The organism is Agrobacterium sp. LY4 (genome assembly GCF_001526585.1).
GTDB lineage: Bacteria > Pseudomonadota > Alphaproteobacteria > Rhizobiales > Rhizobiaceae > Agrobacterium > Agrobacterium leguminum.
The window spans coordinates 307,060-328,960 of sequence record NZ_ASYA01000001.1 but is presented as its reverse complement, the minus strand read 5'-3'; the positions used below and the strand labels follow the sequence as shown (position 1 = coordinate 328,960).

Annotated in this window: 20 protein-coding genes, 1 tRNA gene and 1 pseudogene; 9 read left to right on the top strand and 13 right to left on the bottom strand. The window is 60.3% G+C overall.

The annotated features are described in order from the left end of the window. Positions 1-16: 16 nt before the first annotated feature. The 7 genes and pseudogenes from L904_RS01635 to L904_RS01605 all read right to left on the bottom strand — a co-directional run bounded on the left by L904_RS01635 (position 17) and on the right by L904_RS01605 (position 8,119). Positions 17-838: a carbohydrate ABC transporter permease gene (locus L904_RS01635; RefSeq protein ID WP_035265037.1), complete on the bottom strand. Its 822-nt coding sequence runs from the start codon at positions 836-838 to the stop codon at positions 17-19. Further along, positions 838-1,763 (bottom strand): annotated as a pseudogene (locus L904_RS01630) (carbohydrate ABC transporter permease). The gene L904_RS01635 and the pseudogene L904_RS01630 overlap by 1 nt, the downstream one beginning before the upstream one ends. Then, positions 1,760-2,905, bottom strand: a complete 1,146-nt coding sequence (locus L904_RS01625) for an ABC transporter ATP-binding protein (protein WP_020811732.1) — start codon at positions 2,903-2,905, stop codon at positions 1,760-1,762. The pseudogene L904_RS01630 and the gene L904_RS01625 overlap by 4 nt, the downstream one beginning before the upstream one ends. A 216-nt stretch (positions 2,906-3,121) precedes the next feature. Continuing rightward, positions 3,122-3,934, bottom strand: a complete 813-nt coding sequence (locus L904_RS01620; protein ID WP_020811731.1) for a class I SAM-dependent methyltransferase — start codon at positions 3,932-3,934, stop codon at positions 3,122-3,124. Between the two features lie 174 nt (positions 3,935-4,108). After that, positions 4,109-4,185 (bottom strand) — tRNA-Arg (locus tag L904_RS01615). Between the two features lie 217 nt (positions 4,186-4,402). After that, positions 4,403-5,821 (bottom strand): ATP-binding protein, encoded by a 1,419-nt coding sequence (locus tag L904_RS01610; RefSeq protein WP_035263949.1) that lies wholly within the window; start codon positions 5,819-5,821, stop codon positions 4,403-4,405. Positions 5,822-6,070: 249 nt separating this feature from the next. Next, complete coding sequence (locus tag L904_RS01605; RefSeq protein ID WP_020811791.1) at positions 6,071-8,119, bottom strand: methyl-accepting chemotaxis protein; 2,049 nt, start codon at positions 8,117-8,119, stop codon at positions 6,071-6,073. 351 nt (positions 8,120-8,470) lie between these two features. On the opposite strand from L904_RS01605, the gene rpmH reads away from it, so the two are divergent. From rpmH to yihA, 4 genes are read left to right on the top strand one after another with little or no spacing between them, the layout of a single operon-like run. Beyond that, positions 8,471-8,608, top strand: a complete 138-nt coding sequence (rpmH, locus tag L904_RS01600; protein WP_003493611.1) for a 50S ribosomal protein L34 — start codon at positions 8,471-8,473, stop codon at positions 8,606-8,608. Between the two features lie 36 nt (positions 8,609-8,644). Next, positions 8,645-9,028 carry a ribonuclease P protein component gene (gene rnpA / locus L904_RS01595; RefSeq protein ID WP_003520031.1) on the top strand — a complete coding sequence of 128 codons (384 nt, stop codon included), beginning with the start codon at positions 8,645-8,647 and terminating at the stop codon, positions 9,026-9,028. Continuing rightward, positions 9,028-10,827 (top strand): membrane protein insertase YidC, encoded by a 1,800-nt coding sequence (gene yidC, locus L904_RS01590; RefSeq protein WP_035263947.1) that lies wholly within the window; start codon positions 9,028-9,030, stop codon positions 10,825-10,827. Before rnpA ends, yidC begins: the two co-directional genes overlap by 1 nt. Further along, on the top strand, positions 10,824-11,477 hold the full coding sequence (yihA, locus tag L904_RS01585; protein ID WP_035263945.1) for a ribosome biogenesis GTP-binding protein YihA/YsxC: 654 nt from the start codon (positions 10,824-10,826) through the stop codon (positions 11,475-11,477). Before yidC ends, yihA begins: the two co-directional genes overlap by 4 nt. A gap of 12 nt (positions 11,478-11,489) precedes the next feature. On the opposite strand, the gene L904_RS01580 is transcribed toward yihA, so the two are convergent. Next, positions 11,490-11,867: a hypothetical protein gene (locus L904_RS01580; protein ID WP_020812283.1), complete on the bottom strand. Its 378-nt coding sequence runs from the start codon at positions 11,865-11,867 to the stop codon at positions 11,490-11,492. A gap of 271 nt (positions 11,868-12,138) precedes the next feature. Here L904_RS01580 and argB point away from each other — a divergent pair, with 271 nt between their 5' ends. Further along, the gene (argB, locus tag L904_RS01575) at positions 12,139-13,023 is read left to right on the top strand and encodes an acetylglutamate kinase (protein WP_003503698.1); all 885 of its coding nucleotides are present in this window, start codon (positions 12,139-12,141) and stop codon (positions 13,021-13,023) included. 49 nt (positions 13,024-13,072) lie between these two features. Here argB and L904_RS01570 read toward each other — a convergent pair whose 3' ends face one another. Then, positions 13,073-13,990 (bottom strand): DMT family transporter, encoded by a 918-nt coding sequence (locus L904_RS01570; protein ID WP_031234346.1) that lies wholly within the window; start codon positions 13,988-13,990, stop codon positions 13,073-13,075. A 106-nt stretch (positions 13,991-14,096) separates the two neighbouring features. Here L904_RS01570 and L904_RS01565 point away from each other — a divergent pair, with 106 nt between their 5' ends. Together L904_RS01565 and L904_RS01560 are read left to right on the top strand one after the other, a co-directional pair. Beyond that, complete coding sequence (locus tag L904_RS01565) at positions 14,097-14,810, top strand: pyrimidine 5'-nucleotidase (RefSeq protein WP_035263943.1); 714 nt, start codon at positions 14,097-14,099, stop codon at positions 14,808-14,810. A gap of 100 nt (positions 14,811-14,910) precedes the next feature. Continuing rightward, entirely contained in the window at positions 14,911-15,528 is a 618-nt protein-coding gene (locus L904_RS01560; protein WP_035263941.1) for an EF-hand domain-containing protein, read from the top strand. Between the two features lie 41 nt (positions 15,529-15,569). Here the strand turns inward: L904_RS01560 and L904_RS01555 are convergent, their stop codons facing one another. Next, the gene (locus L904_RS01555) at positions 15,570-15,827 is read right to left on the bottom strand and encodes a DUF1150 family protein (RefSeq protein ID WP_003520040.1); all 258 of its coding nucleotides are present in this window, start codon (positions 15,825-15,827) and stop codon (positions 15,570-15,572) included. Between the two features lie 56 nt (positions 15,828-15,883). Continuing rightward, positions 15,884-16,309 (bottom strand): Hsp20 family protein, encoded by a 426-nt coding sequence (locus L904_RS01550; RefSeq protein ID WP_020812455.1) that lies wholly within the window; start codon positions 16,307-16,309, stop codon positions 15,884-15,886. A 206-nt stretch (positions 16,310-16,515) separates the two neighbouring features. Here L904_RS01550 and L904_RS01545 point away from each other — a divergent pair, with 206 nt between their 5' ends. Beyond that, entirely contained in the window at positions 16,516-17,460 is a 945-nt protein-coding gene (locus L904_RS01545; protein WP_020812454.1) for a nucleoside hydrolase, read from the top strand. A 70-nt stretch (positions 17,461-17,530) separates the two neighbouring features. On the opposite strand, the gene L904_RS01540 is transcribed toward L904_RS01545, so the two are convergent. After that, the gene (locus L904_RS01540; RefSeq protein ID WP_031234345.1) at positions 17,531-19,864 is read right to left on the bottom strand and encodes a methyl-accepting chemotaxis protein; all 2,334 of its coding nucleotides are present in this window, start codon (positions 19,862-19,864) and stop codon (positions 17,531-17,533) included. Between the two features lie 166 nt (positions 19,865-20,030). Next, entirely contained in the window at positions 20,031-20,897 is an 867-nt protein-coding gene (locus tag L904_RS01535) for an LOG family protein (protein ID WP_031234344.1), read from the bottom strand. Between the two features lie 138 nt (positions 20,898-21,035). Here L904_RS01535 and dapD point away from each other — a divergent pair, with 138 nt between their 5' ends. Continuing rightward, positions 21,036-21,890, top strand: a complete 855-nt coding sequence (gene dapD, locus L904_RS01530; protein WP_003520045.1) for a 2,3,4,5-tetrahydropyridine-2,6-dicarboxylate N-succinyltransferase — start codon at positions 21,036-21,038, stop codon at positions 21,888-21,890. Positions 21,891-21,901 lie beyond the last annotated feature (11 nt).

Genomic DNA, 21,901 nt, shown 5'->3' with positions numbered 1-21,901 from the left:
GGAAATCTGAACGGCGTCACTTGACGCCGGTCATGGTAATACCGGCGATGAAGTGCCGCCGTGCGAGGAGGAAGCACAGCACCATCGGCGCGGTAATCAGTGTGGCGCCCGCCATCAGCGCACCGTAATTCGCGCCGGATTCGACATCGGCGAAGAGCATCATGCCAAGCGGCGGCGGGGCGAGATTGGTGTCGGAGACCACGATCATCGGCCAATAAAGGTCGTTCCAGTGGGCAACGAGCGAAAAGATCGAGAAAGCGGCGAGCGAAGGCAGCGATCCGCGAAGGACCAGTCCCCAGCAAATCTCCATTTCCGAGAACCCGTCCATGCGAGCAGCCTCGATGATTTCATTCGGATAGCTGCGGAAGGACTGGTTGAACAGGAAGATGGCGAAGACCGAAAGGAAGAACGGCATCATCATCGCGAAGTAAGTATTCAGAAGCTCCGTCTTGGCGAGACCGACAAAGAGCGGGAGGGCGAGCGCCTGAATGGGAACGCAGAGCGCCGCAATGACGAGGCCCAGCAGCAGCTTGCGGCCCGGGAACCGGAGCTTCGCCAGCGCATAGGCAGCCGGAACCGACGTCAGGATCTGCACGACGAGAATGCCGACGCAGACGATGACGCCGTTGAGCATGAAACGCGCCATCGGTACCTGACCTGCCGCTCTAGAATAATTATCGGCCGCGTCGAATTTCTGCGGGATTGGCCAGAGCGAGACATCGAAAATCTCTGCCGGTGAGCGGATCGAGGTCAACACCATCCAGTAGAACGGCAGGAGCATCACGAAAGCGCCAAGGGCGAGCACGAGATGTGGGAGATATTTGCGGAGTGCGGCCATCAGTAGTGCACCTTCCGGTCCATGTGCAGCGTCTGGCCGATAGACAGGACCAGCACGATCGCGAGGAAGATAATCGTCAGCGCGGCGGCATAACCGGTGTTCGAATATTCGAAACCTTCGAGATAGAGATCGAACAGCAGGGTTTCCGATCCGAAGCGGCCCTTGGTGAGCACAGCCACCGTCTCGAACACCTTGAAGGCCGAGATGGAGGTGGTGACCACCACGAACATGGTCGTCGGCCCAAGCATCGGCCAAGTCACGGTCAGGAAGCGGTCGATCGGGTTCTTGGCGCCATCCAGCCGCGCCGCCTCGTGCAGATCCTTCGAAATGGCGGTGAGGCCCGCGAGGAACAGCACCATGTTGAAACCCAGGATCTGCCAGACGCCCATCAGCGCCATGGTGGGAATGAGGAGGACGGGATTGGAGAGGAAGGCGACCGGCTCGAAGCCCAGCCATTTGATCGCCGCATTCACCGGACCGAGCGAAGGATGCAGCAGGAACTGCCACACGGTTGCCATGGCGACGAGGGTTGGGTGACGGGGAGGAAATAGGCCACCTCCCAGAAAGCCCGGCTGCGCTTGCGGTTATAAACGAGCAAAGCCACGCCGAGCGCCAGAAACACACCGAAGGGAATGACGATGAGCGCATAGATGGCGGTATTGGCCAAAGAGCGCAGGAAGACCGGATCCTGAAACGCCTTGACGAAGTTTCCGAGGCCGACAAAGCGGGTGGAGAGCGAACCGAGCTGGTAATCGGTGACGGAAAAACCGGCCAGAACGAGCATCGGAACGATATAGATCGCCAGAAGCAGCAGGCTTGCGGGGGCCGCGAACATCAGGCCCCGCCAGATCATCCGCCGGTCCGCCTTTGACAGCCGCGGGCGAGCCTTCGCGCGCGCGGCTGTGGAAAAATCGACCGCCGTCATGCCGGCACCCGTTCGCGCACCGTCACCTTGCGGCGCAGGCCATCGGCCGCGAAAAGATGCGCGCGTTCCGGTGCAAAGCCGAGATTCATTACGCCATTCATATCCGCGCCCACGGCATCGCCGGCACCCTGACGCAGGGTGATGGCGACCGTCTCGTCGCTCAGCAGGCGGCAGCTCACGAAGCGGTCGGCCCCGTGGGTTTCGCTGCGCACCACGCGCACGGCAAAACCTTCTTCGCCCGGGCGCAAATCTTCGGCACGAAGGCCGAGCGTCGCCGGACCGGCATCGCGGCCCACACCCTCGATGCCAAGATCGCGTCCAAAGGCCGTGACTTTACCCTGCGCGTCGATTTCGACCGGCAGCAGGTTGATCGATGGCGTGCCGATGAAACGCGCGACCGTCAGCGTCGCGGGTTTGCGGTAAAGCTCGTCCGGCGTACCAAGCTGCTCGATGCGGCCTTCCGACATCAATGCGATGCGGTCGGACATGGTCATGGCTTCGATCTGGTCATGAGTGACATAGATGAAGGTCGCCCCCAGCCGACGGTGCAGGCCGGCCAGTTCCTCACGCATATGGGCGCGAAGCTTCGCATCAAGGTTGGAGAGCGGCTCGTCCATCAGGAAGGCGGCGGGCGAACGCACCAGCGCCCGGGCAAGCGCCACACGCTGACGCTGGCCGCCGGAAAGCTGCGCCGGCTTGCGATCCAGCAGATGCGCGATCTGTAGCGTCTCGGCCGCCTGTTCGACGGCGGCATCGATCTGGCTCAGCGTTTCGGCCGGGGCCGCAAATCGTCCGACCAACGGCAGGCGTGCGGCAAAGGGCAGACGCCGCATCCTGAGCGGCGTGGCAATGTTCTGGCGCACGCTCATATGCGGATAAAGGGCGTAGGACTGGAAAACCATCGCCAGATTGCGATCGCTCGGATCAACCTCAGTCACATCCTGATCGCCGATGGAGACCGAACCGCGATCCGGTGTTTCCAGCCCCGCAATGATACGCAGAAGCGTGGACTTGCCGCAGCCCGACATGCCGACGAGAGACAAAAACTCTCCGGGACGGATGGAGAGATCGATCTCTTTCAGAACATCGTCAGCCCCGAAGCCTTTGCCGATGCCCGAAAGTTCAAGTGATTGTGGCGTCATTCTGCGCTCCTTTTCTGGAGCGCATATGCTTATATTGTATGACAATATGACGAAGGTTTGCGGAAAGTTCGATGACACTCGAAAGCCCGATAATCTCGGACTATCGGAAAACCCTTTGGTACAGGCCTCCACCCAAAACCACTAATATTTAGGGGGTATTGCTCAAATATTCCCCGCACTCATTTATAGGCTGAGAACCGGGTCGGCAGCGCCGGTTTAAACGGCGGCAAGAATCACATGCGCCTGAATTTTCGCGGCAACCGCGCCACCGCCATGCCGTGCTTCAATGGCCGCGGCGGCGTAATCTGTCGCGGTATCGAGCCCTCCCGGTGCTCTCGCCTCAATTTCCGTCCGAAGCACGGTTCCCTGACAATAAGCCATGGCCGGAATGCGCGGTGAAGAGGCGCGGCTCTGCGCGGTCACCGTCTCAATCGTCACGCGGGAAAAGCCGGCCTCCTCCAGCTCGCGGCGAATGAGTGCCGTATCATGATAACCGTGCGGGGTACGGGCCATGAAGCGCGGCGGATCATCGGGGAACAGGCGCGCCAGGGCGTTCGTCACATCATCCGCGAAGTGATTTTCCTCGATGCGGTCCCATACATTGAATAAATAATGTCCGCCGGGCTTCAATACCCGCTTTGCCTCGCGATAGGCCGACAAGCGATCATTAAAGAACATAGCGCCGAACTGGCAGAAGACGAGATCGAAAACGGCGCTTTCAAAAGGCAGCGTCTGGGCATCCACCTGCTGCCATTTTATGCGGCGATCCGGCGCCTGTTGCGACGCTGCAAAATCGAGCATCGGCTGGTTGAGGTCGGTTACCACATAGTTTGCCGCGGGCAATAATCGGGAAGCCAATTCGCGCGTGACGGCGCCGGTGCCTGCGGCGATTTCGAGAATATCAATCGGCATCAAGGCCGCCGCCCGACGCGCCAGATCGGCGGCGAATGGCGCAAAAATCAGCGGCACCATATAGCGGTCGTAATTTTCCGGAATCGAACCCGCAAATACCTTGTCCGCTTCCAACATGGCTTCCACCCCGGGGACATCTGATGACGGGGTGACTTTAGCACATATTCGGGACGTTCGGAATTCACGCGGTCCTGGGGAGCGTCGAAGCATCCGCCTGAACGGACTTGCCGATATCAGCGATATCGCGCGTGACGGCGATTGTCTCGGGACTTAATTTTATGGGAAGAGAAATGGCGCACCCGAAGAGATTCGAACTCCTGACCCCCAGATTCGTAGTCTGGTGCTCTATCCAGCTGAGCTACGGGTGCGTGCCGTTCCGGTCGTTTCCGGTGGCGTGGCGATCCTCTAAAACGTCCTCATTCCGAATGCAAGCGATTTCGCTTCGAAATTGTCATTTTTCCGCAGCAATTCATTTATCTAATTGATTATATTGAAAATTCCATGCGGATCATTTTCCACGGGCCAGATACCATGTCCGTTTGGGCGAGGAGAATGATTGCGCGAGCCGGCTGCAAAGCAGCTTTTTCAGGCGGTTCTGGCCGCCTGTACGGAGGCGGCGCGGTCGGCGATCTCGATGCGGAACTGCGTGCCGGGACCGGGCTTTTCGACGAGCGCGATCGTGCCGCCATGGGCAAGCACGAGTTCGCGGGCAATGACCAGCCCGAGGCCCGTGCCGCCGGAGCGGGCCGAACCTCTGAAAGCGGAAAACAGGTTCTCTTTGGCCTTGCGCGGCATTCCCGGCCCATTGTCGTCGATGACGATGCTGACGACGCTACCGGCTCTCTGGGCCGAGATGGAGAGATGCCGAAGCCCGGCATTCGCGGTATCGGATTGCAGGGCCTGAACGGCATTGCGACAGAGATTGTGGATGACTCGGAAAAGCTGCTCGGAATCCGCATCGACCGTGAGATCGGATGGGACGCTGTCCTGAAACTCGATGCCGCTATCCGGATCGAGCGCCAGAATATCGCGCACATCCCGCACCAGAAGGCTCAACTGCACCATCTTGCGTTTCGGTGCGCCTTCGGTCGCCTGGCCGTAAGCCAGAACTTCGCCGGTATAGGCCACGGCGCGGTCGATGGTGCGCAGCAGTTTCGGCGCGAAGCTCCTGACCATCGGATCCTTGGCATCCACCAGACGGTCCGACATGAGCTGCGCGGAAGACAGGATGTTGCGCATGTCGTGATTGATCTTGGAGACCGCGAGGCCGAGATCCACGAGGTTCTTCTGCTGCCGCAGGGTTTTCTGCAGTTCGGTCTGCATGTCGGCGAGGTGGCGGCCCGCAACCGCCAGTTCGTCTGCCCCCTGCTCGGGCACGAAAATCCGCTCGGGATTGCCCGGATCCTCCGAGAAGTTCTGCATGCCGAGCGTCAGCCGGCGTATGGGCCGGATCATGATGCGGTTGATGGAGATGAAGATCAGGCCTGCGGTGATCAGCGACAGGACGATGGAAATCAGGAAAACGTTGCGGGCATAGGCAAGCATTGCCGCCCGCAGCTTGTTTTCGCCGAGCACCAGTTCGATGATCGTGTCGCTGTCGCCGACGACATCGAAAACGCGGATGACGCGGTTGCCGCCGAACAGCAGGGTGGAAAAGGCGTCCCGCACCGCCGCCACCTGCGAAACGTCGGAAAGATCATATTGCTCATCGACACCCGGCGGCGTTTCCGCCACGGCGAGCAGGCGTGAGGTGCCGTCCTTGCGCAGCGCGATAAGCTTCGCCCCGGTTGCCATCAGCGTGTCGTTCTGCACGCTTCGCGGCAGTTCGGCCTGCAGGCCGTCGATGACAGCGCCGGCGGCCGCAGCCGTATTCAGACGGTCGCGCAACCATGAAAGACGCATATTGGCGACGGAAGGCACGAAGATCAGCACTTCGGCGATCATCACGAAGATGACCGTGAGCAGCAGCAGCCGTCCCGAAAGACCGGCGGTCAATCCCGGCATGCAATGCACCGGATCGTCTTGCGTGCGGTCCAAGCTGTCTACGCCTTTAGAAAACACCGGGCCATGATCCTGTATGCGCGCCGCTGCTTGCGTGGAACGGCTCGGTTTATATGCAGCGATGATAATAGGACCTAATGGGTATTTTTCCAATGCGCTGCAAAATAAAGGTTTTCATTGCCGGAAAAACAAACGCCGCCCGGCAGGGGCGGCGTTCGAAGATAATTCGGTTTGAAGCGGACCGCTGGTCGTCTAGAACTCCTGCCAGTCGCCATGCGCGGGTGCTGCCGCAGGCTGGGCATTGAGCGCGCGGCTGACGCTGTTCATCAATTTCCGGGCCGGAGAGGCCACCGCCTGCGTCCTGCCGGAGACTGCCACCGGTCCGGCGGAGACCGTCATCGGCCTCGCTGGCTGCTCGATGCGGGGGCTGCGCTGCGCATTCTCCGCGCCGACGTTGAAGCGCGCCACGAGCGTCACGAGATGGTCCGCCTCGCTGCTCAGCTTGTGGGTTGCAGCCGAGGTCTCCTCCACCATGGCGGCATTGCGCTGCGTTACCTGATCCATCTGGTTGATGGCGGTATTCACCTCGTGCAGTCCGGTGGACTGTTCCCTGGCGGCCGTGGCGATCGAATGGATGTGCTCGTTGATTGCCAGAACGCGGGTCTCGATCTCGCTCAGTGCGCCGCCGGTTCTCTGTACCAGCGATACGCCACGCCCGACCTCCTCGCCGGATTTGGTGATCAGCGCCTTGATGTCCTTCGCGGCCGTTGCGGATCGTTGCGCAAGTTCTCGCACTTCCTGAGCGACGACGGCAAAGCCCTTGCCCGCTTCACCCGCACGGGCGGCTTCCACACCGGCATTCAGCGCCAGCAGGTTCGTCTGGAAGGCGATTTCGTCGATGACGTTGATGATCTGGCTGATTTCGCGCGAGGCGTGCTCGATGCGATCCATGGCGGACACGGCATCGCGCACGACATTGGCGGACTCTTCCGTCTTCTGCTTCGTTTCGGCGACCATGGCGCTGGCTTCCTGCGCACGGTCGGTCGAATTGCGAACAACGGCGGTAATCTCATCCAGAGCGGCGGAGGTTTCCTCCAGCGCCGCCGCCTGCTGTTCGGTCCGCTTCGACAGGTCGTCGGCCGCCGAGCGCAATTCGTTTGCGTTGCCGCTGATGCCTTCCGTGCTACCGCGCACTTCGCGCATCGTCTCGCGCAGCTTCGTCAGCGTCTGGTTGACGTTCCCCTGAAGTTCGGCGAAGACGCCGCGGAACTCGCCATCCATTCTCTCCGTCAAATCGCCCCGCGCAAGGCCTTCGATGACGCGGCTGGTCTCGGATACGCCATTATGGACGCCGGTGAGGAGCGAATTGATCGTCGCGGCGAAACGATTGAGGTTGTCGTCGCCATAGTCCTTGTTGATGCGGCGACTGAAATCGCCCTGGGCCGCGGCGTCGACGACGATAGCCATGCCGGCCTGCAGATCGTCGCTCTTGGCGCGCATGGCGGCTTCCTGCGCATTCATGCGGCGCACTTCGCTGCCGTTTTTCTTGAAGACCTCGACGGCCGCAGCCATTTCGCCGATTTCGTCGTTGCGGCCGAGATAGGGGACGTCCGCGTCTAGATTTCCATCGGCCACGGCATTCATCACCTGCGAAACCCTGCGGATGGGCGCGCTGAGCTGCCGTGTTCCGATGTAGAGGCCGAAGGCGGCTCCCGCGCCGACACCGGCAACCGTCACCGCGACGATCACCCAGAATATGGCGGTGCTGAAAGAATCGACTCCTGCCTTCACGACTTCAAGTTCGGCAAGGTCGTTTTTCACGACACCATCGATCTCCGCCTGATAGGCCTTGCGGTTGGCGCGGTTCGCCTCGTTATTGCCCTGCTGGCTGGCCGCCTGCGGCCCGTTTTCCTTCGCCAGTCGCACGGTCTCCAGACGGAAGGTGCGGAATTCCTTGGACCGGCCGACAAGCTTGTCAAAACTCGCCTGCTGTTCCGCCGGCACGAGCGGCGCCCAGCTGGCAATGAGCTTTTCCATGGCGTCGAGGTTTTTGACCATGCCGTCGGCAAAGGGGGTGGCTACCGCCACATCGGCTGCCGCGTAGACACCGCGCGCCTCCATGACGACTGCCGTTACCAGACGGTTGAGCGCCTCGCCCTTGTAGGCCCTCTCGGCGGTTTCCTCGAAATGATGCGACCGAACCCGGAATTCGTTGATCGCATAGATGGACAGCCCGCCGATGGTACAGGCCACAAGGCTCATCAGCCCGACAAGTAGATTGATACGACCGCGAATTCTCAACTTCGTTCCCCCAACAAAAACCAGCCGCGCGATGAAAATGGGAAGCTGGCATAACTTTTCGCGTCACAAGATTTATCAATGCTGCGTTAAGAAAGAATTTCAGATTTTATCGATTGCACGCCGGAATCGGCCTCTATCGGCAGTCGGCGAAGGAGATGGCGGTGCGTTTTCCGCAAAAGGTGAAGCGCGAAAACCCCTTCGGCAATTGACTTTGCTCGGCCTATGCCCTTATAAGCCGCGCACGCTCGGCCATTGAAAGCTCGCCCAGGCGGGGTTAGCCGTGCAAAAAACGAAACGCTCTTGCAAATTATTGCAAATTCAAGAAGGGCCGCACACCGCGGTATTAAATAAATGTCGAAGCGTACTTACCAACCGTCCAAGCTTGTCCGCAAGCGTCGCCATGGCTTCCGCGCCCGTATGGCTACCGCCGGCGGCCGCAAGGTTCTCGCAGCCCGCCGTGCGCGCGGCCGCGCTCGTCTTTCGGCTTAATTGCCGCCTCTGTGACCCGGTGAAAGTCGCGGGCACATGAGTAAGACAGGAAAACTGCCCGGCCGGCTTAAAAACCGGTCGGATTTCCTTGCCGTTCAGGCAGGAGAAAAACGGCGGGGAGGCACCTTTCTTCTGGAAGTGCTTGACCGGAAAGCCCCGGAAACCGAGCCTCGCGTCGGTTTTACCGTAACGAAAAGACAAGGCAACGCGGTCGAGCGAAATCGCATGCGCCGCCGTCTCAAGGAAGCCGTCAGGCTTTCTGCCGGATTCGCAATGAAGCCCGGTCATGACTATGTGATTGTCGCCCGCAGGGACGTGCTCGATACGGCCTTCCCGAAACTTCAGTCTCTCCTTAACGAGCGAATTGAAGGAACGGCGAAACCGAAACGGTCCCAGGAGACCCGCTCCAGGAAAGAATGATGGAAAAGAACCGTAATTACTTCATCGCGATAGCCCTTTCGGTTGTCATCGTCCTCGCCTGGCAATTCCTTTATATGAATCCGCGTATCGAGCAGCAGCGCCGCGCCGAAGAGGCCCGCCAGGCGCAGCAGACGACGCAGCAACAGCAGCCGGCGCCGGGCGCCGCACCAGGTGCTGCCGTTGAAGGCGCACCGCCCGCCTCTTCGCCGCAGACTGCCGCCACGGCGACCCGCGAAGAGGCGATTGCGAGAACCCAGCGCGTCGCCATCGAGACCAACGCCATCGCCGGCTCGATCAACCTTACCGGCGCCCGCTTCGATGACATCCGGCTCAAGGACTACCATGAGACCGTCGATGACTCGAGCCCGATCATCACGCTGTTCTCGCCCTCCGACACCAAGGATGGCTATTTCACCGAACTCGGTTACGTTGCGGCACAGGAAGTCGGCGGCGTTCCCGGCCCGACCACCGTCTGGACGCTGGCAAGCGGCGACAAGCTGACGGAAACCACTCCGGTCACCCTCACCTACACCAATTCCAAGGGTGTGATTTTCTCCCGTACGGTTTCGATCGACGAGCATTACATGATCTCGGTCGCCGACAAGGTGGAGAACCCCGGACAGGCGGCGATCTCCTTTGCCACCTATGGCCGCGTGACGCGCAACAACAAGCCCGCAGTTCCTCCGGTCTTCGTCATCCATGAGGGTTTCCTCGGCGTTTCGGGCAAAGACGGCAGCCTGACGGAAGAAAAGTACAAGGACGTCGAAGAAGCACCGGTAACGGTTGCCAAGGCGACCGGCGGCTGGCTCGGCATCACCGACAAATATTGGGCTGCTGCCATCGTTCCGCCGCAGACGACGCCGTTCGAAACCCGTTATTCGCACATTACCGGCAATCAGCCGAGCTATCAGGCCGATTTCAAGAGCGACCCGCTGACGGTCGAGCCCGGCCAGTCGATCGAGCTGAAGAGCCTCGTTTTCGCTGGCGCCAAGGAAGTGCCGCTGGTCGATCGTTACGAGACGACCTACGCCATTCCGAAGTTCGACCTTCTGATCGACTGGGGCTGGTTCTACTTCATCACCAAGCCGATGTTCAAACTGATGGATTTCTTCTTCCGTTATTTTGGCAATTTCGGTGTGGCGATCCTGCTCACCACCATCGTCGTCAAGGCTCTCTTCTTCCCGCTCGCCAGCAAGCAATATGCTTCCATGGCGAACATGAAGCGCGTGCAGCCGAAGATGGAAGAGTTGAAGGCCAAGCATGGCGATGACCGCATGGCCATGCAGCAGGCGATGATGCAGCTCTACAAGGAAGAGAAGATCAATCCTGTTGCCGGCTGCTGGCCGATGCTGTTGCAGATCCCGGTCTTCTTTGCGCTCTACAAGGTCATCTACGTCACCATCGAAATGCGGCATGCGCCGTTCTTCGGCTGGATTCACGACCTTTCCGCGCCGGATCCGACATCGCTGTTCAACCTCTTCGGCCTTCTGCCCTATGATGTTCCGCACTTCCTGATGATCGGTGTCTGGCCGCTTGTCATGGGCATCACCATGTTCCTGCAGATGCGCATGAACCCGACGCCGCCCGATCCGACGCAGGCGATGATCTTCAACTGGATGCCGCTGATCTTCACCTTCATGCTGGCCTCCTTCCCGGCCGGTCTGGTCATCTACTGGGCATGGAACAATACGCTCTCCATCACCCAGCAGGCCGTCATCATGAAGCGCCAGGGCGCCAAGATCGAGCTGTTCGATAACATCAAGGGACTGTTCAAGCGAAAGCCGGTGCAATCGAAATGAGTGAGACCGGCACGGCAACCGAAAAGCCCCTGTTCGGGCGACCCTGGATTTTCATTCGCGGCGTTCCCGCAATGAAATTCCTGCCGCCCGAAGGCCCGCCGGAGATTGCCTTCGCCGGCCGTTCGAATGTCGGCAAGTCCTCGCTCATCAATGCGCTGGTGGGCCACAAGGGGCTTGCCCGCACGTCCAATACGCCCGGACGCACGCAGGAACTGAACTATTTCGTTCCGGATGGTTATTCCGGCGAAGCGGGCGATCTGCCGCCGATGGCGCTGGTCGACATGCCCGGTTACGGTTATGCGCAGGCCCCGAAGGATCAGGTCGATGCCTGGACCAAGCTCGTCTTCGATTATCTGCGCGGCCGTGCGACGCTGAAGCGCGTTTACGTGCTGATCGATTCTCGCCACGGCGTGAAAAAGAACGACGAGGAGGTTCTGACCCTGCTCGACAAGGCGGCCGTTTCCTACCAGATCGTGCTGACGAAGACGGACAAGATCAAGGATGCCGGCGTTCCGCGGCTGATCGGCGAAACGCTGGAGAAAATCCGCAAGCGTCCCGCCGCCTATCCGGAAGTTCTCGCCACATCCTCGGAAAAATCATTCGGGCTGGATAGCCTGCGGGCCGAGATCGTCAGAACGATCTCTCTTTGAGAGGCACGCCTCTCAGGCGATGGTGAAAAGCAGAACGGCGGTCCAGAGCGTCGCCGTCAACGCCAGAAGGCGCCAGAAGCGCACGGAATGCCAGACCTCCGAAAGCATGGCTGCGAACATGCTGCCACCCCGTAGCGGCTGGCCCCTGAATGGCAGGCCGGAGCGGCTTGGGTCCCGTTCCAGCAGCGCAGCGACGGTCGCGTTTTCGCGGTATTCGGTTTCCGCCAGATTGTCCCGCCAGCGCCTGACCATGGCGGCGAACTGGCGGTCGCGTTTGACGCGCTTGGCAAGCTCCGCCATGCTTTCCGGCGGCAGGGCACCCAACACATATTCGCCCGCAAGGACTTCATCCCGCAAACCGCTTTGCTTGTCTCGATCGGGTGCCGTCATGTGGTCTCTCGCTCCTCGGTCGTTCAGGTCAGCATCGCTCCCGCGGCGCGCGACATCCCATGTCGTCCTGAATTAACCCCTCCCCTTTCCCCTGCAAGGCTGGTCCCATTGGGCCTTTATGTCAATCTCATTACGGGGCCGGGACAGCCAAAAAAAAGAAATTTGACCGCTGCCGACACAATAAGGCCAGGAGGTTATTTCATCCGTCAAAGACTTGCTTTAGAGCGGTGACAGGCTTTCAACGGCCGCAACCACAGACCGAGGTTTTTAGATGACGTCTTCCGAAAGCGAAACTCAGGCGCGGCTGCTCGCACAGGCTCTGCCTTTCATGCAGAAATACGAGAACAAGACCATCGTGGTGAAATATGGCGGTCACGCCATGGGGGATTCCACGCTCGGCAAGGCTTTCGCGGAAGACATCGCCCTTTTGAAGCAATCCGGCATTAACCCCATCGTCGTACATGGCGGCGGCCCGCAGATCGGCGCGATGCTGACCAAGATGGGCATCGAATCGAAATTCGAGGGCGGCCTGCGCGTCACCGACGCCAAGACGGTCGAGATCGTCGAAATGGTTCTGGCCGGCTCGATCAACAAGGAAATCGTCGCCCTTATCAACCAGACGGGTGAATGGGCGATCGGCCTGTGCGGCAAGGACGGCAACATGGTCTTCGCCGAAAAGGCGAAAAAGACCGTCATCGATCCTGACAGCAATATCGAACGTGTGCTCGATCTCGGCTTTGTCGGGGAAGTCACCGAAGTCGACCGCACCCTGCTCGACCTGCTCGCCAAGTCGGAAATGATCCCGGTCATCGCCCCGGTCGCGCCAGGCCGCGATGGCGCCACCTACAATATCAACGCCGATACCTTCGCCGGCGCGATTGCGGGTGCGCTTCACGCCTCGCGTCTGCTGTTTCTCACCGACGTTCCCGGCGTTCTCGACAAGAACAAGGAACTCATCAAGGAACTCACCGTCTCGCAGGCGCGTGCGCTCATCAAGGACGGCACGATTTCCGGCGGTATGATCCCGAAGGTCGAGACCTGCATCGACGCCATCAAGGCCGGTGTTCAGGGCGTGGTGATCCTCAACGGCAAGACGCCGCATTCCGTGCTTCTGGAAATCTTCACGGAAGGCGCCGGCACGCTCATCGTGCCCTGATGTGCTTCAGGTGGCGGACGGCAAGCCTGTCCGCCACAACAACTGGCACTCAGCCGAATGCCAGCAGCGACAGCACACCCACGACAATCAGCAGGCAGCCGGACAGTTCGAGCCGGTTGATCTTCTCCTTGAAGAAAAGCACGGTCGAGGCGAAGGCGAAGAGCATCTCCACCTGCGCCAATGCCTTCACCACGGCGGCCTGCTGCAGGGTCATCGCCGTAAACCAGCCGAACGAGGCCGTAGCGCCCACGAAACCGACCGCAAGCGACGGTTTCCACACCCTGGCGATGCGCCGCAACTCTTCCCGTTCGCGCCAGACGATCCACAGGAACATCGAAACCGTCTGCATGACGATGACGACAACGAGGGTAAAGCCCGCCTGCATCATCGCGTCCGGAGCGGGAAGGCTCGGCGCAAGCGCAAGCGACGCCGATCGGTAGGCGACCGATGACAGGCCGAAGAAAGCCCCCGAGGCAAGGCCGATACCCGCCGTCCGGCTGAAGATCGACGTGAAGAAGGAAGCGGGCGTGACTTCCGTGCGTGCCACCGAAATCAGCATGACGCCGGCGACCGAGATGGCGATGGCCGCCAATGTGCCGCCATTGACGCTTTCCCCGATGAAAATAAGCGCGAACAGCGCTGCCTGCGCCGGTTCTGTGCGGGAATAGGCCGTTCCAACCGCGAAGTTGCGGAACGAGAACAGGTGCACCAGCAGGAAGGTGGCGGCGATCTGCGCCATGGCGCCGACCGTCGCCCACACGGCAAAGGACGTGTTGGGCACCGGCAGAGGGCGACCGAGCCCGAAATGCAGGAAAGCAAGATAGGCGAGAGCGAAAGGCATGCCGAACACGAAGCGCACGAAGGTCGCGCCCGTGGTGCCCATCATGCCCTTGAGGTGCTTCTGCAGGGTCGAGCGCAGGTTCTGCAAGAACGCGCTTGCGAAAGTGATGCCTATCCAGAGTTCCATGGCCTTGGCGGTATCATGGGCCGGAGGCCGCAGCCAAGCCCGATTTTCTGATCAATCGTCGTCTTTTCGATTTTCTTCGGCTTTCGAAACGGGCATAAAGCAGGCCATGGACACAAAGCCGAAAAACCTGCCCGAAGCCGCCGATTTCGACCATGTGAGCGAATGGGTCTTCGATCTCGACAACACGCTCTATCCGCATCACATCAATCTGTTTTCGCAGATCGACCGTAACATGACGGCCTATGTGGCGGAGCTTCTGAAGCTCGATCCCGACGAGGCCCGGGCGCTGCAGAAACGCTATTATCATGACCACGGCACGACGCTTCAGGGCCTGATGATCCACTACGGCATCAGCCCGGACGAGTTTCTGGAACGCGCCCATGCCATCGATTATTCGGCGCTGAAGCCGCATCCGGAACTCGGCGAGGCAATCAAGGCTTTGCCGGGCCGCAAATTCATTCTTACCAATGGCAGCGTCAAACATGCGCAGGCCGCCGCCGGTGCGCTCGGCATTCTCGATCATTTCGAGGATATTTTCGATATCGTCGCTGCGGGCTATCTGCCGAAACCGGCCAGCGCGACCTATGAGAAGTTCGCGGCGCTTGCGAAACTCGACACGCAAAAAGCCGCCATGTTCGAGGATTTACCCCGCAATCTCGCGGCGCCCAAAGCGCTCGGCATGAAGACCGTTCTGCTCGTCCCCGCCAATCTCGAGGGCATCATCATGGAACGCTGGGAAATCCCCGCCGTCACGGATGCGCATATCGACTACATCACCGACGACCTGACCGGTTTCCTGACGAAAACCATCGCAGGCTGAGCAGCGAACATTACCGAAGCTTCATCCACCTTACGGATGTTTAAGTGGTGAGGCGCATTGGACGTCACTATCTTCTCTTCAGGGACACCAAAGAAAGGTAATGACGATGACCACACGAAAAATCGCCCTGTCTGCTCTTGGCGCAGCCCTTTTGATCGGCACGGCCGCGACGGCAAGCTTTGCCGCCCCACCCGCTCCGGGCAAAGGCCATGGCGAGCGCATGCCGATCCGCCAGGAAGCGGCCTTCGTTCACCTGCTGAAGGTGGCTGACAGCAACAAGGACGGCAAGATTTCCAAGGAGGAATTCGCCGCCCGTCAGGACGCGCTCTTCACAGAGATCGACAAGGACAAGGACGGCTCGATCACGCCGAAGGAAATGCGTGAGTATCGCCAGGCGAAAATGGAAGCTTTCCGCGCCGCCAATCCGCGCCCCGAGCGTGAGGACGCCAAAGCCGAAGACGGCAAGGGCCCCGAGGGCAAGCGCGCCGAAAGACATGCCGAGCGCGAACATGGCGGCCGTTTCGGCCATCAGGGCTGGGGTAAGCATGGCGGCAAGGGCGCAGGTTTCGCGCTGATCCGCTGGGCCGATACCGACGAGAACGGTCAGGTCAGCAAGGCCGAATTCACCGCCGCCGGCGAAAAGATGTTCGAACGGCTGGACAAGAACAAGGACGGCGTCATCTCCATCGACGACATGCCGGACCGCCCGTTCCTTTAACCCGCTAAAGAAAAAGCCCGCTCAAAAGCGGGCTTTTTTCTTCAATGCAGGCTGACGGTCTGGAGATCGTCTTCGGCAGCCTTGAAAAACGTACTGGACCGGTTGTCCGTCAGGAGGATCGGCGTACCATCTGCACCGAACAGCGCCCAAAGGTCCAATTGCGGATCGAGATCGGGCGCTTCCGGGAAACAGCGGCTGACGTCTTCCGCGCGGATCTTGCGGATATATCCCACTTCTCCTTCGCCGATATGGGCGAGCTGGGATTGGGTGAGACGCGCATGCGCTTCTTTCAACAGCATATTTCAGCCTCCTTCTTCACGCCGAGCGATTCGTGTCGGATTCCGGCGTTCACGTTCTACTCTGAGACGGAAATATTAATTTTCTTCACCACGTTTGAAATTTCCGGCCGGACCAGATCGATGGAAAGAAGGCCGTTGCGCAAGCGCGCTTCCCTGACCTGCATGCCATCGGCAAGCACGAAAACCCGCTGGAACTGGCGGGCCGCGATGCCGCGATAGAGAAAATCGCGCTTCTCCTGTTCCTGCTGGCGTCCGCGAATGACGAGCTGGTTATCGGCCGTCGTCACATCCAGATCGTCCTGCGAAAAACCGGCAACCGCGATGGTGATGCGCAGGCGTTCCGGCACATCGCCGCTGCCCGGCAGGCGCTCGATATTATAGGGAGGATAGCCGTCATTGGCCTTCGCCATGCGCTCCAGCGTTTTTTCCATGGCATCAAAACCCAGCAAAAGCGGGTGGGTGAATGGCGTCATGTGGCTCATGTCTCTTTTGTCCTTGCAACCAAGCGACGTTTCGCGGTCCCGCTTCCGGCAACCTCGCCGGTCAATCGCACCGGCCCCTGCAATATGGGAAGCACAACCGCAATACGCAAGACGCGGCGACGAGCAAAGGGGACACTGGGGAATGAGGCTTGACAAGTGAGCACCCGCCGCTCGAAAAAAGCGCTCATCTCAACGGCGGGCAAGACATGGCAGAACGCAGAAAAATCATTATCGACACCGATCCGGGCCAGGACGACGCAGCGGCAATCATGCTCGCCTTCGCAAGCCCGGAGGAAATCGACATTCTCGGATTGTGCGCCGTCGCCGGCAACGTTCCGCTGAAGCTCACCAGCCGCAACATCCGCATCATCAGCGAATTGTGCGGCCGCACCGATATTCCCGTCTATGAGGGCGCCGAGAAGCCGCTGGTGCGCAAGCCCATCACCGCCGAGCACGTTCACGGCAGCACCGGCCTCGACGGCCCGGTTCTCGATGAGCCGACAATGGAAGCGCAAAAGCAGCACGCGGTCGATTTCATCATCGAAACGCTGATGCGGGAACCCGCCGGCACCGTAACGCTCTGCACGCTCGGGGCGCTGACCAATGTGGCGCTGGCGCTCCTGAAGGCGCCGGAAATCGCCGACCGCGTCAAAGAACTGGTGATGATGGGCGGCGGCTTCTTCGAGGGCGGCAACATCACGCCGGCGGCGGAATTCAACATCTATGTCGACCCGCAGGCCGCCGATATCGTCTTCCGCTCCGGCATGCCGATCGTCATGATGCCGCTCGACGTCACCCATAAGTTGCTGACAACCAAGGCTCGGGTCAGCCGCATTCGCGACATTGGCACGCGGCCGGCCATCGCCATGGCGGAAATGCTGGAATTCTTCGAGCGTTTCGATATCGAAAAATACGGCTCGGACGGCGGCCCGCTGCATGATCCGACCGTCATTGCCTATCTCGTCAAACCCGAACTGTTTCAGGGTCGCGAGTGCAATGTCGAAATCGAGGTCCATTCGGAACTCACCATGGGCATGACCGTGGTGGACTGGTGGCATGTTACCGAACGACCCGCCAATGCCCGCGTGATGCGAAATGTGGATGCCGACGGCTTCTTCGAGTTGCTGACGGAACGTTTCGCCCGTCTGTGACGGAAGCGGACATGAAAAAGGGCCGCTGGCGATACCAGCGGCCCTTTTTATTTGAGGCGGAAATGGCGCGTCAGAACTCCGTCCAGTCATCCTGCGCCAGCGCGTTTGCGCCGCTGGTTCTCGGACGGGCGCGGGGCGCGGTCGGGCGGCCCGACGCCTGCGCCGGAGCGGCGGGTGCGCGCATTGCCGCCGCCGTGGCGCGCAACTGCTGGCTGGAATGGCCGCCGGAAACGGAGAAACCGGCAACGAGCGACTTCAGCGTTTCGGCCTCGCTGTTCAGTGTTACGCTCGCAGCGGTAGTTTCTTCCACCATCGCCGCATTCTGCTGGGTCACCTGATCCATCTGGGTGACGGCGGAGTTGATCTCCTTGAGGCCGACTGCCTGCTCGCTGGCGGAAGCGGAAATCTGCCGTATCAACTGGTTGATCTGCAGAACCTGATCGGCGATCTTTTTCATCGTCTCACCGGCCTTGCCGACCAGCTGGACGCCCTCGCCCACCTGCATGGCCGAGGTGTTGATGAGGCCCTTGATCTCCTTGGCGGCGGTGGCAGACCGCTGCGCCAGTTCGCGGACTTCCTGTGCGACGACGGCAAAGCCCTTGCCGGCATCACCGGCGCGGGCGGCTTCCACGCCCGCATTCAGCGCCAGAAGGTTGGTCTGGAAGGCGATCTCGTCGATAACGCCGATGATGCGGGAGATTTCGGCCGAGGATTGCGCGATGCCTTCCATGGAGTTTACGGCCTGCTGCACGACCTCACCCGACTTGCCCGCATCGTCGCAGGCATGGCTGACGGCTCCGGCCGCCTCTGCGGCGTTTTCCGCGCTGGAATTAACCTGCGCGGTCAGCTCATTGAGGGCGGCAGCGGTTTCTTCCAGGCTTGCGGCCTGCTGTTCCGTGCGGTGCGAAAGATCGCTGGCGGCGCGGGTGATCTCGCCCGTGCCGTTACCGATGCTGACGACGGTTGCGTTGACCGTGGAAACCGTTTCCTCGAGGCTGGCAAGCGCCGAGTTGAAGTCCTCGCGCAGCTTCGCATATTCGCCGGGGAACTCGTCCTCGATACGGTAGGTGAGATTGCCCTGCGAAAGCGCATTGAGGCCAGCACCCAGCACGCCGACAATGTGCTGCTGCATGCGACTGTTTTCAGTACGCTCGGATTCCGAGCGCTGGCGCGCAGTTTCCGCGTGACCACGCTGGGCCTCGGCTTCGGCCTCCATCTCGCGGATGCCGGCAAGCTTCGCGCGGAAACCTTCAAGCGCAGTAGCCACCGCACCCGTCTCATCCCGGCGCTCCTGTCCGGAAACCGGCACATCGTAGCGACCGTCGCTCAGCGTCCTGACGTCGGAAACCAGCGAGGCAAGCGGATTGCGGACGAAATGGCGCACGGCGAAATAAAGCGCGGTGATGACGGCGGCGAGAATGACAATCGCGCCGATGATCATCATATAGGTCTGTTCCTGAACCGGTGCGTTCAGGGCCTGATGGGGAATATCCACCAGCACCACCCAGGTCGCGTTGAGACCCGGAACGGCGAAGGGATAGACGAGACGGTTATAGGGCGCGTCGGTATCGAGGCCGAGATTTTCGATGAGGCCCTGCTTACCGGACGTGATCGCCGCCTGAACGGTGCTCGCACCGTCTCCGTCATAGGCTTTCATGTTCTGCGCGGGCGTCGGCGGCACCAGCCACTGGCCGCCCTGCGAAACGAGCGTTACGCGGCCGGTCTCGAAAGGGTGCAGCGCCTGCAGCTTCTGCGACAGCGAGGCCAGCGAGATATCCACACCCGCCACGCCGATCATCTTGCCGTCCGACATGACCGGATAGGCAAGCGAGGTCATGGTTGTGGGTACTTCCGTGCCTTCGGCGAGATAGGGCTGGGTAATGGCGCCCTTGCCGGATTTGGAGGCGAGCGCATACCATTCCGCCGCATAATCATTCTTGAAGGTCGAGAACTGGATATCGCCCTTCTGTGTCTTCGACCAATAGGGCGCAAACGCGCCGTTTTCATTGGTGCCGAGATCGAGCCTGCCCGCAATCTCCTTGCTCTGCCCGTCAAAAAGGCCGAGCTGCTCGCAGAACCAGCTTCCGAAAGCAAAGGCATTCTGCTCGACATTGGCCTTGAGGATGTTGACGATGCCGGGACGATCCATCGATTTCGCCTGATGCGCACGGCCGATGACGCCGGCCATGGAGCGCGCGGCGCTGCCGAGTTCACCGACATCGGCGGCGATGACATTGGCGATGGCGCGCGCTTCGGTATTGGCCTGATCCATGGTCAGCGCGTGCACGCGCTCACTCGTCTGGGAAATGAGGAAGGAATTCGATGCAACGAGAACCGTGGTGATGGCGCAGCCGGTTACGAGGATCAGCTTGGTCGCAAGCGACTTCACTTGGAAATTGAACATTTTGGCCTCGATCAAATCGCCCGCCCGAAAAGGCTGACGTCAACGGATGATAAATCTCCGTCATGGAGGCCCGTCCGCAGGGGACAGTGCGCTGCAGCGCGACGGGGCAAAATTAGAAGAAGATTGCTAATTAAGCCCTAAAATTACTTCGTCGCGCCAAGCATAATCAGTGTTCGTAGTGGGCCGAGATGATTTTCCATGCATCATCGGCCGTTTCGGCGAAATGCAGAAGATTCATATCTTCAGGCGCGATGGTGCCGAAATCCGCCAGGAATTCGAAATTGATCACCGATCGCCAGAATTTTTCTCCGAACAGGATGAGCGGAATGGGCTCCATGCGCTTCGTCTGGATGAGCGTCAGGGCCTCGAACAATTCGTCCAGCGTGCCGAAACCGCCGGGAAAGATCACCACCGCTTTCGCCCGCATCAGGAAATGCATCTTGCGAATGGCGAAATAGTGGAAGTTGAAGCTCAGCTCCGGCGTGACATAGGGGTTCGGCGCCTGCTCGTGCGGCAGGACGATGTTGAGGCCGATGGACGGGCCGCCGGCATCGGCAGCGCCGCGATTGCCCGCTTCCATGACACCGGGACCGCCGCCGGTGACCACGACATATTCGAGGTGATCGGATTTCGCGGCATAGTCGGTGCAAAGCCGCGCGAACTTGCGCGCCTCGTCATAATAGACCGAGGATTGCTCCAGATTGCGCTTCTGCGTCTCGTTGCGCGCCGCCCAGGCCTCGCCGCCCGGTTCAGGAATACGGGCGCCGCCGAACATGACGACAGTGGATTTGATACCGCGCTCGGTCAGCGCCATTTCCGTCTTCAGCAGTTCCAATTGAAGCCTGACGGGGCGCAATTCCTCACGGCAGAGGAAATCCATGTCCACATAGGCGAGGCGATAGGACGGGGAATCCGACTGCGGTGTTTTTTGAACGACCTCGGCCTGCTGCTTGTCCACGGCACTGCGCTTCAAGGGGTCCCATACCCCGTCCTTGCGCCGCAACTTGCCGTTTTTCAGTCGTGTCATTTCCATGCCTTTCGTCTGACGCGCCAAATCACCCAAATCACATTGACGCCTTTCCAACACTCCCTTAGATCAAATGACCAAAGCCTTCCAGCGGCGCGGGACCATCCGTGACCACGAACACCACGCGACTTTAAGGAATTTTCCATGAGCCTTACGGATCTCACCTCCCTCGAAACCATCATCGAAACCGCCTTCGACAACCGCGATGGTGTGAACGTATCGACGAAGGGCGAGGTTCGCGACGCCGTGGACACATCTCTTCAACTTCTCGATAGCGGCAAGGCACGCGTGGCCGAAAAGCAGGCTGACGGAAGCTGGAAGGTGAACCAGTGGCTGAAAAAGGCCGTGCTTCTCTCCTTCCGCCTGAACGACATGGAAATCGTCACCGGCGGACCGGGCGAATCCACCTGGTGGGACAAGGTGCCGTCGAAGTTCGAAAACTGGGGTGAAAACCAGTTCCGCGCCGCCGGTTTCCGCGCCGTGCCGAACGCCGTCGTGCGCCGCTCCGCCTATGTCGCCAAGAACGTGGTGCTGATGCCTTCCTTCGTCAATCTCGGCGCCTATGTCGATGAAGGCACGATGGTCGACACCTGGGCAACTGTCGGCTCCTGCGCGCAGATCGGCAAGAATGTGCACCTCTCCGGCGGTGTTGGCATCGGCGGCGTTCTGGAGCCCTTGCAGGCGGGCCCGACGATCATCGAGGACAATTGCTTCATCGGCGCCCGTTCGGAAGTCGTCGAAGGCTGCATCGTGCGTGAAGGCGCCGTTCTCGGCATGGGCGTCTTCATCGGCAAGTCCACCAAGATCGTCGACCGCGCCACCGGCGAGATCACCTATGGCGAAGTGCCGCCCTATTCCGTCGTCGTTGCCGGCACCATGCCGGGCAAGCCTTTCCCGAACGGCGAACCGGGCCCGAGCCTCTATTGCGCCGTCATCGTCAAGCGCGTCGATGAAAAGACCCGCTCCAAGACCGGCATCAACGAGCTTCTGCGCGACTGATATAAAGCGAC

What these genes read in the sequence shown, in the direction of transcription:
- L904_RS01635 (WP_035265037.1), bottom strand. Translation starts at nt 838, where the DNA reads ATGGCCGCACTCCGCAAATATCTCCCACATCTCGTGCTCGCCCTTGGC.
- L904_RS01625 (WP_020811732.1), bottom strand. Translation starts at nt 2,905, where the DNA reads ATGACGCCACAATCACTTGAACTTTCGGGCATCGGCAAAGGCTTCGGG.
- L904_RS01620 (WP_020811731.1), bottom strand. Translation starts at nt 3,934, where the DNA reads ATGTTGGAAGCGGACAAGGTATTTGCGGGTTCGATTCCGGAAAATTAC.
- L904_RS01610 (WP_035263949.1), bottom strand. Translation starts at nt 5,821, where the DNA reads ATGCCGGGATTGACCGCCGGTCTTTCGGGACGGCTGCTGCTGCTCACG.
- rpmH (WP_003493611.1), top strand. Translation starts at nt 8,471, where the DNA reads ATGTCGAAGCGTACTTACCAACCGTCCAAGCTTGTCCGCAAGCGTCGC.
- rnpA (WP_003520031.1), top strand. Translation starts at nt 8,645, where the DNA reads ATGAGTAAGACAGGAAAACTGCCCGGCCGGCTTAAAAACCGGTCGGAT.
- yidC (WP_035263947.1), top strand. Translation starts at nt 9,028, where the DNA reads ATGGAAAAGAACCGTAATTACTTCATCGCGATAGCCCTTTCGGTTGTC.
- yihA (WP_035263945.1), top strand. Translation starts at nt 10,824, where the DNA reads ATGAGTGAGACCGGCACGGCAACCGAAAAGCCCCTGTTCGGGCGACCC.
- L904_RS01580 (WP_020812283.1), bottom strand. Translation starts at nt 11,867, where the DNA reads ATGACGGCACCCGATCGAGACAAGCAAAGCGGTTTGCGGGATGAAGTC.
- argB (WP_003503698.1), top strand. Translation starts at nt 12,139, where the DNA reads ATGACGTCTTCCGAAAGCGAAACTCAGGCGCGGCTGCTCGCACAGGCT.
- L904_RS01570 (WP_031234346.1), bottom strand. Translation starts at nt 13,990, where the DNA reads ATGGAACTCTGGATAGGCATCACTTTCGCAAGCGCGTTCTTGCAGAAC.
- L904_RS01565 (WP_035263943.1), top strand. Translation starts at nt 14,097, where the DNA reads ATGGACACAAAGCCGAAAAACCTGCCCGAAGCCGCCGATTTCGACCAT.
- L904_RS01560 (WP_035263941.1), top strand. Translation starts at nt 14,911, where the DNA reads ATGACGATGACCACACGAAAAATCGCCCTGTCTGCTCTTGGCGCAGCC.
- L904_RS01555 (WP_003520040.1), bottom strand. Translation starts at nt 15,827, where the DNA reads ATGCTGTTGAAAGAAGCGCATGCGCGTCTCACCCAATCCCAGCTCGCC.
- L904_RS01550 (WP_020812455.1), bottom strand. Translation starts at nt 16,309, where the DNA reads ATGAGCCACATGACGCCATTCACCCACCCGCTTTTGCTGGGTTTTGAT.
- L904_RS01545 (WP_020812454.1), top strand. Translation starts at nt 16,516, where the DNA reads ATGGCAGAACGCAGAAAAATCATTATCGACACCGATCCGGGCCAGGAC.
- L904_RS01540 (WP_031234345.1), bottom strand. Translation starts at nt 19,864, where the DNA reads ATGTTCAATTTCCAAGTGAAGTCGCTTGCGACCAAGCTGATCCTCGTA.
- L904_RS01535 (WP_031234344.1), bottom strand. Translation starts at nt 20,897, where the DNA reads ATGGAAATGACACGACTGAAAAACGGCAAGTTGCGGCGCAAGGACGGG.
- dapD (WP_003520045.1), top strand. Translation starts at nt 21,036, where the DNA reads ATGAGCCTTACGGATCTCACCTCCCTCGAAACCATCATCGAAACCGCC.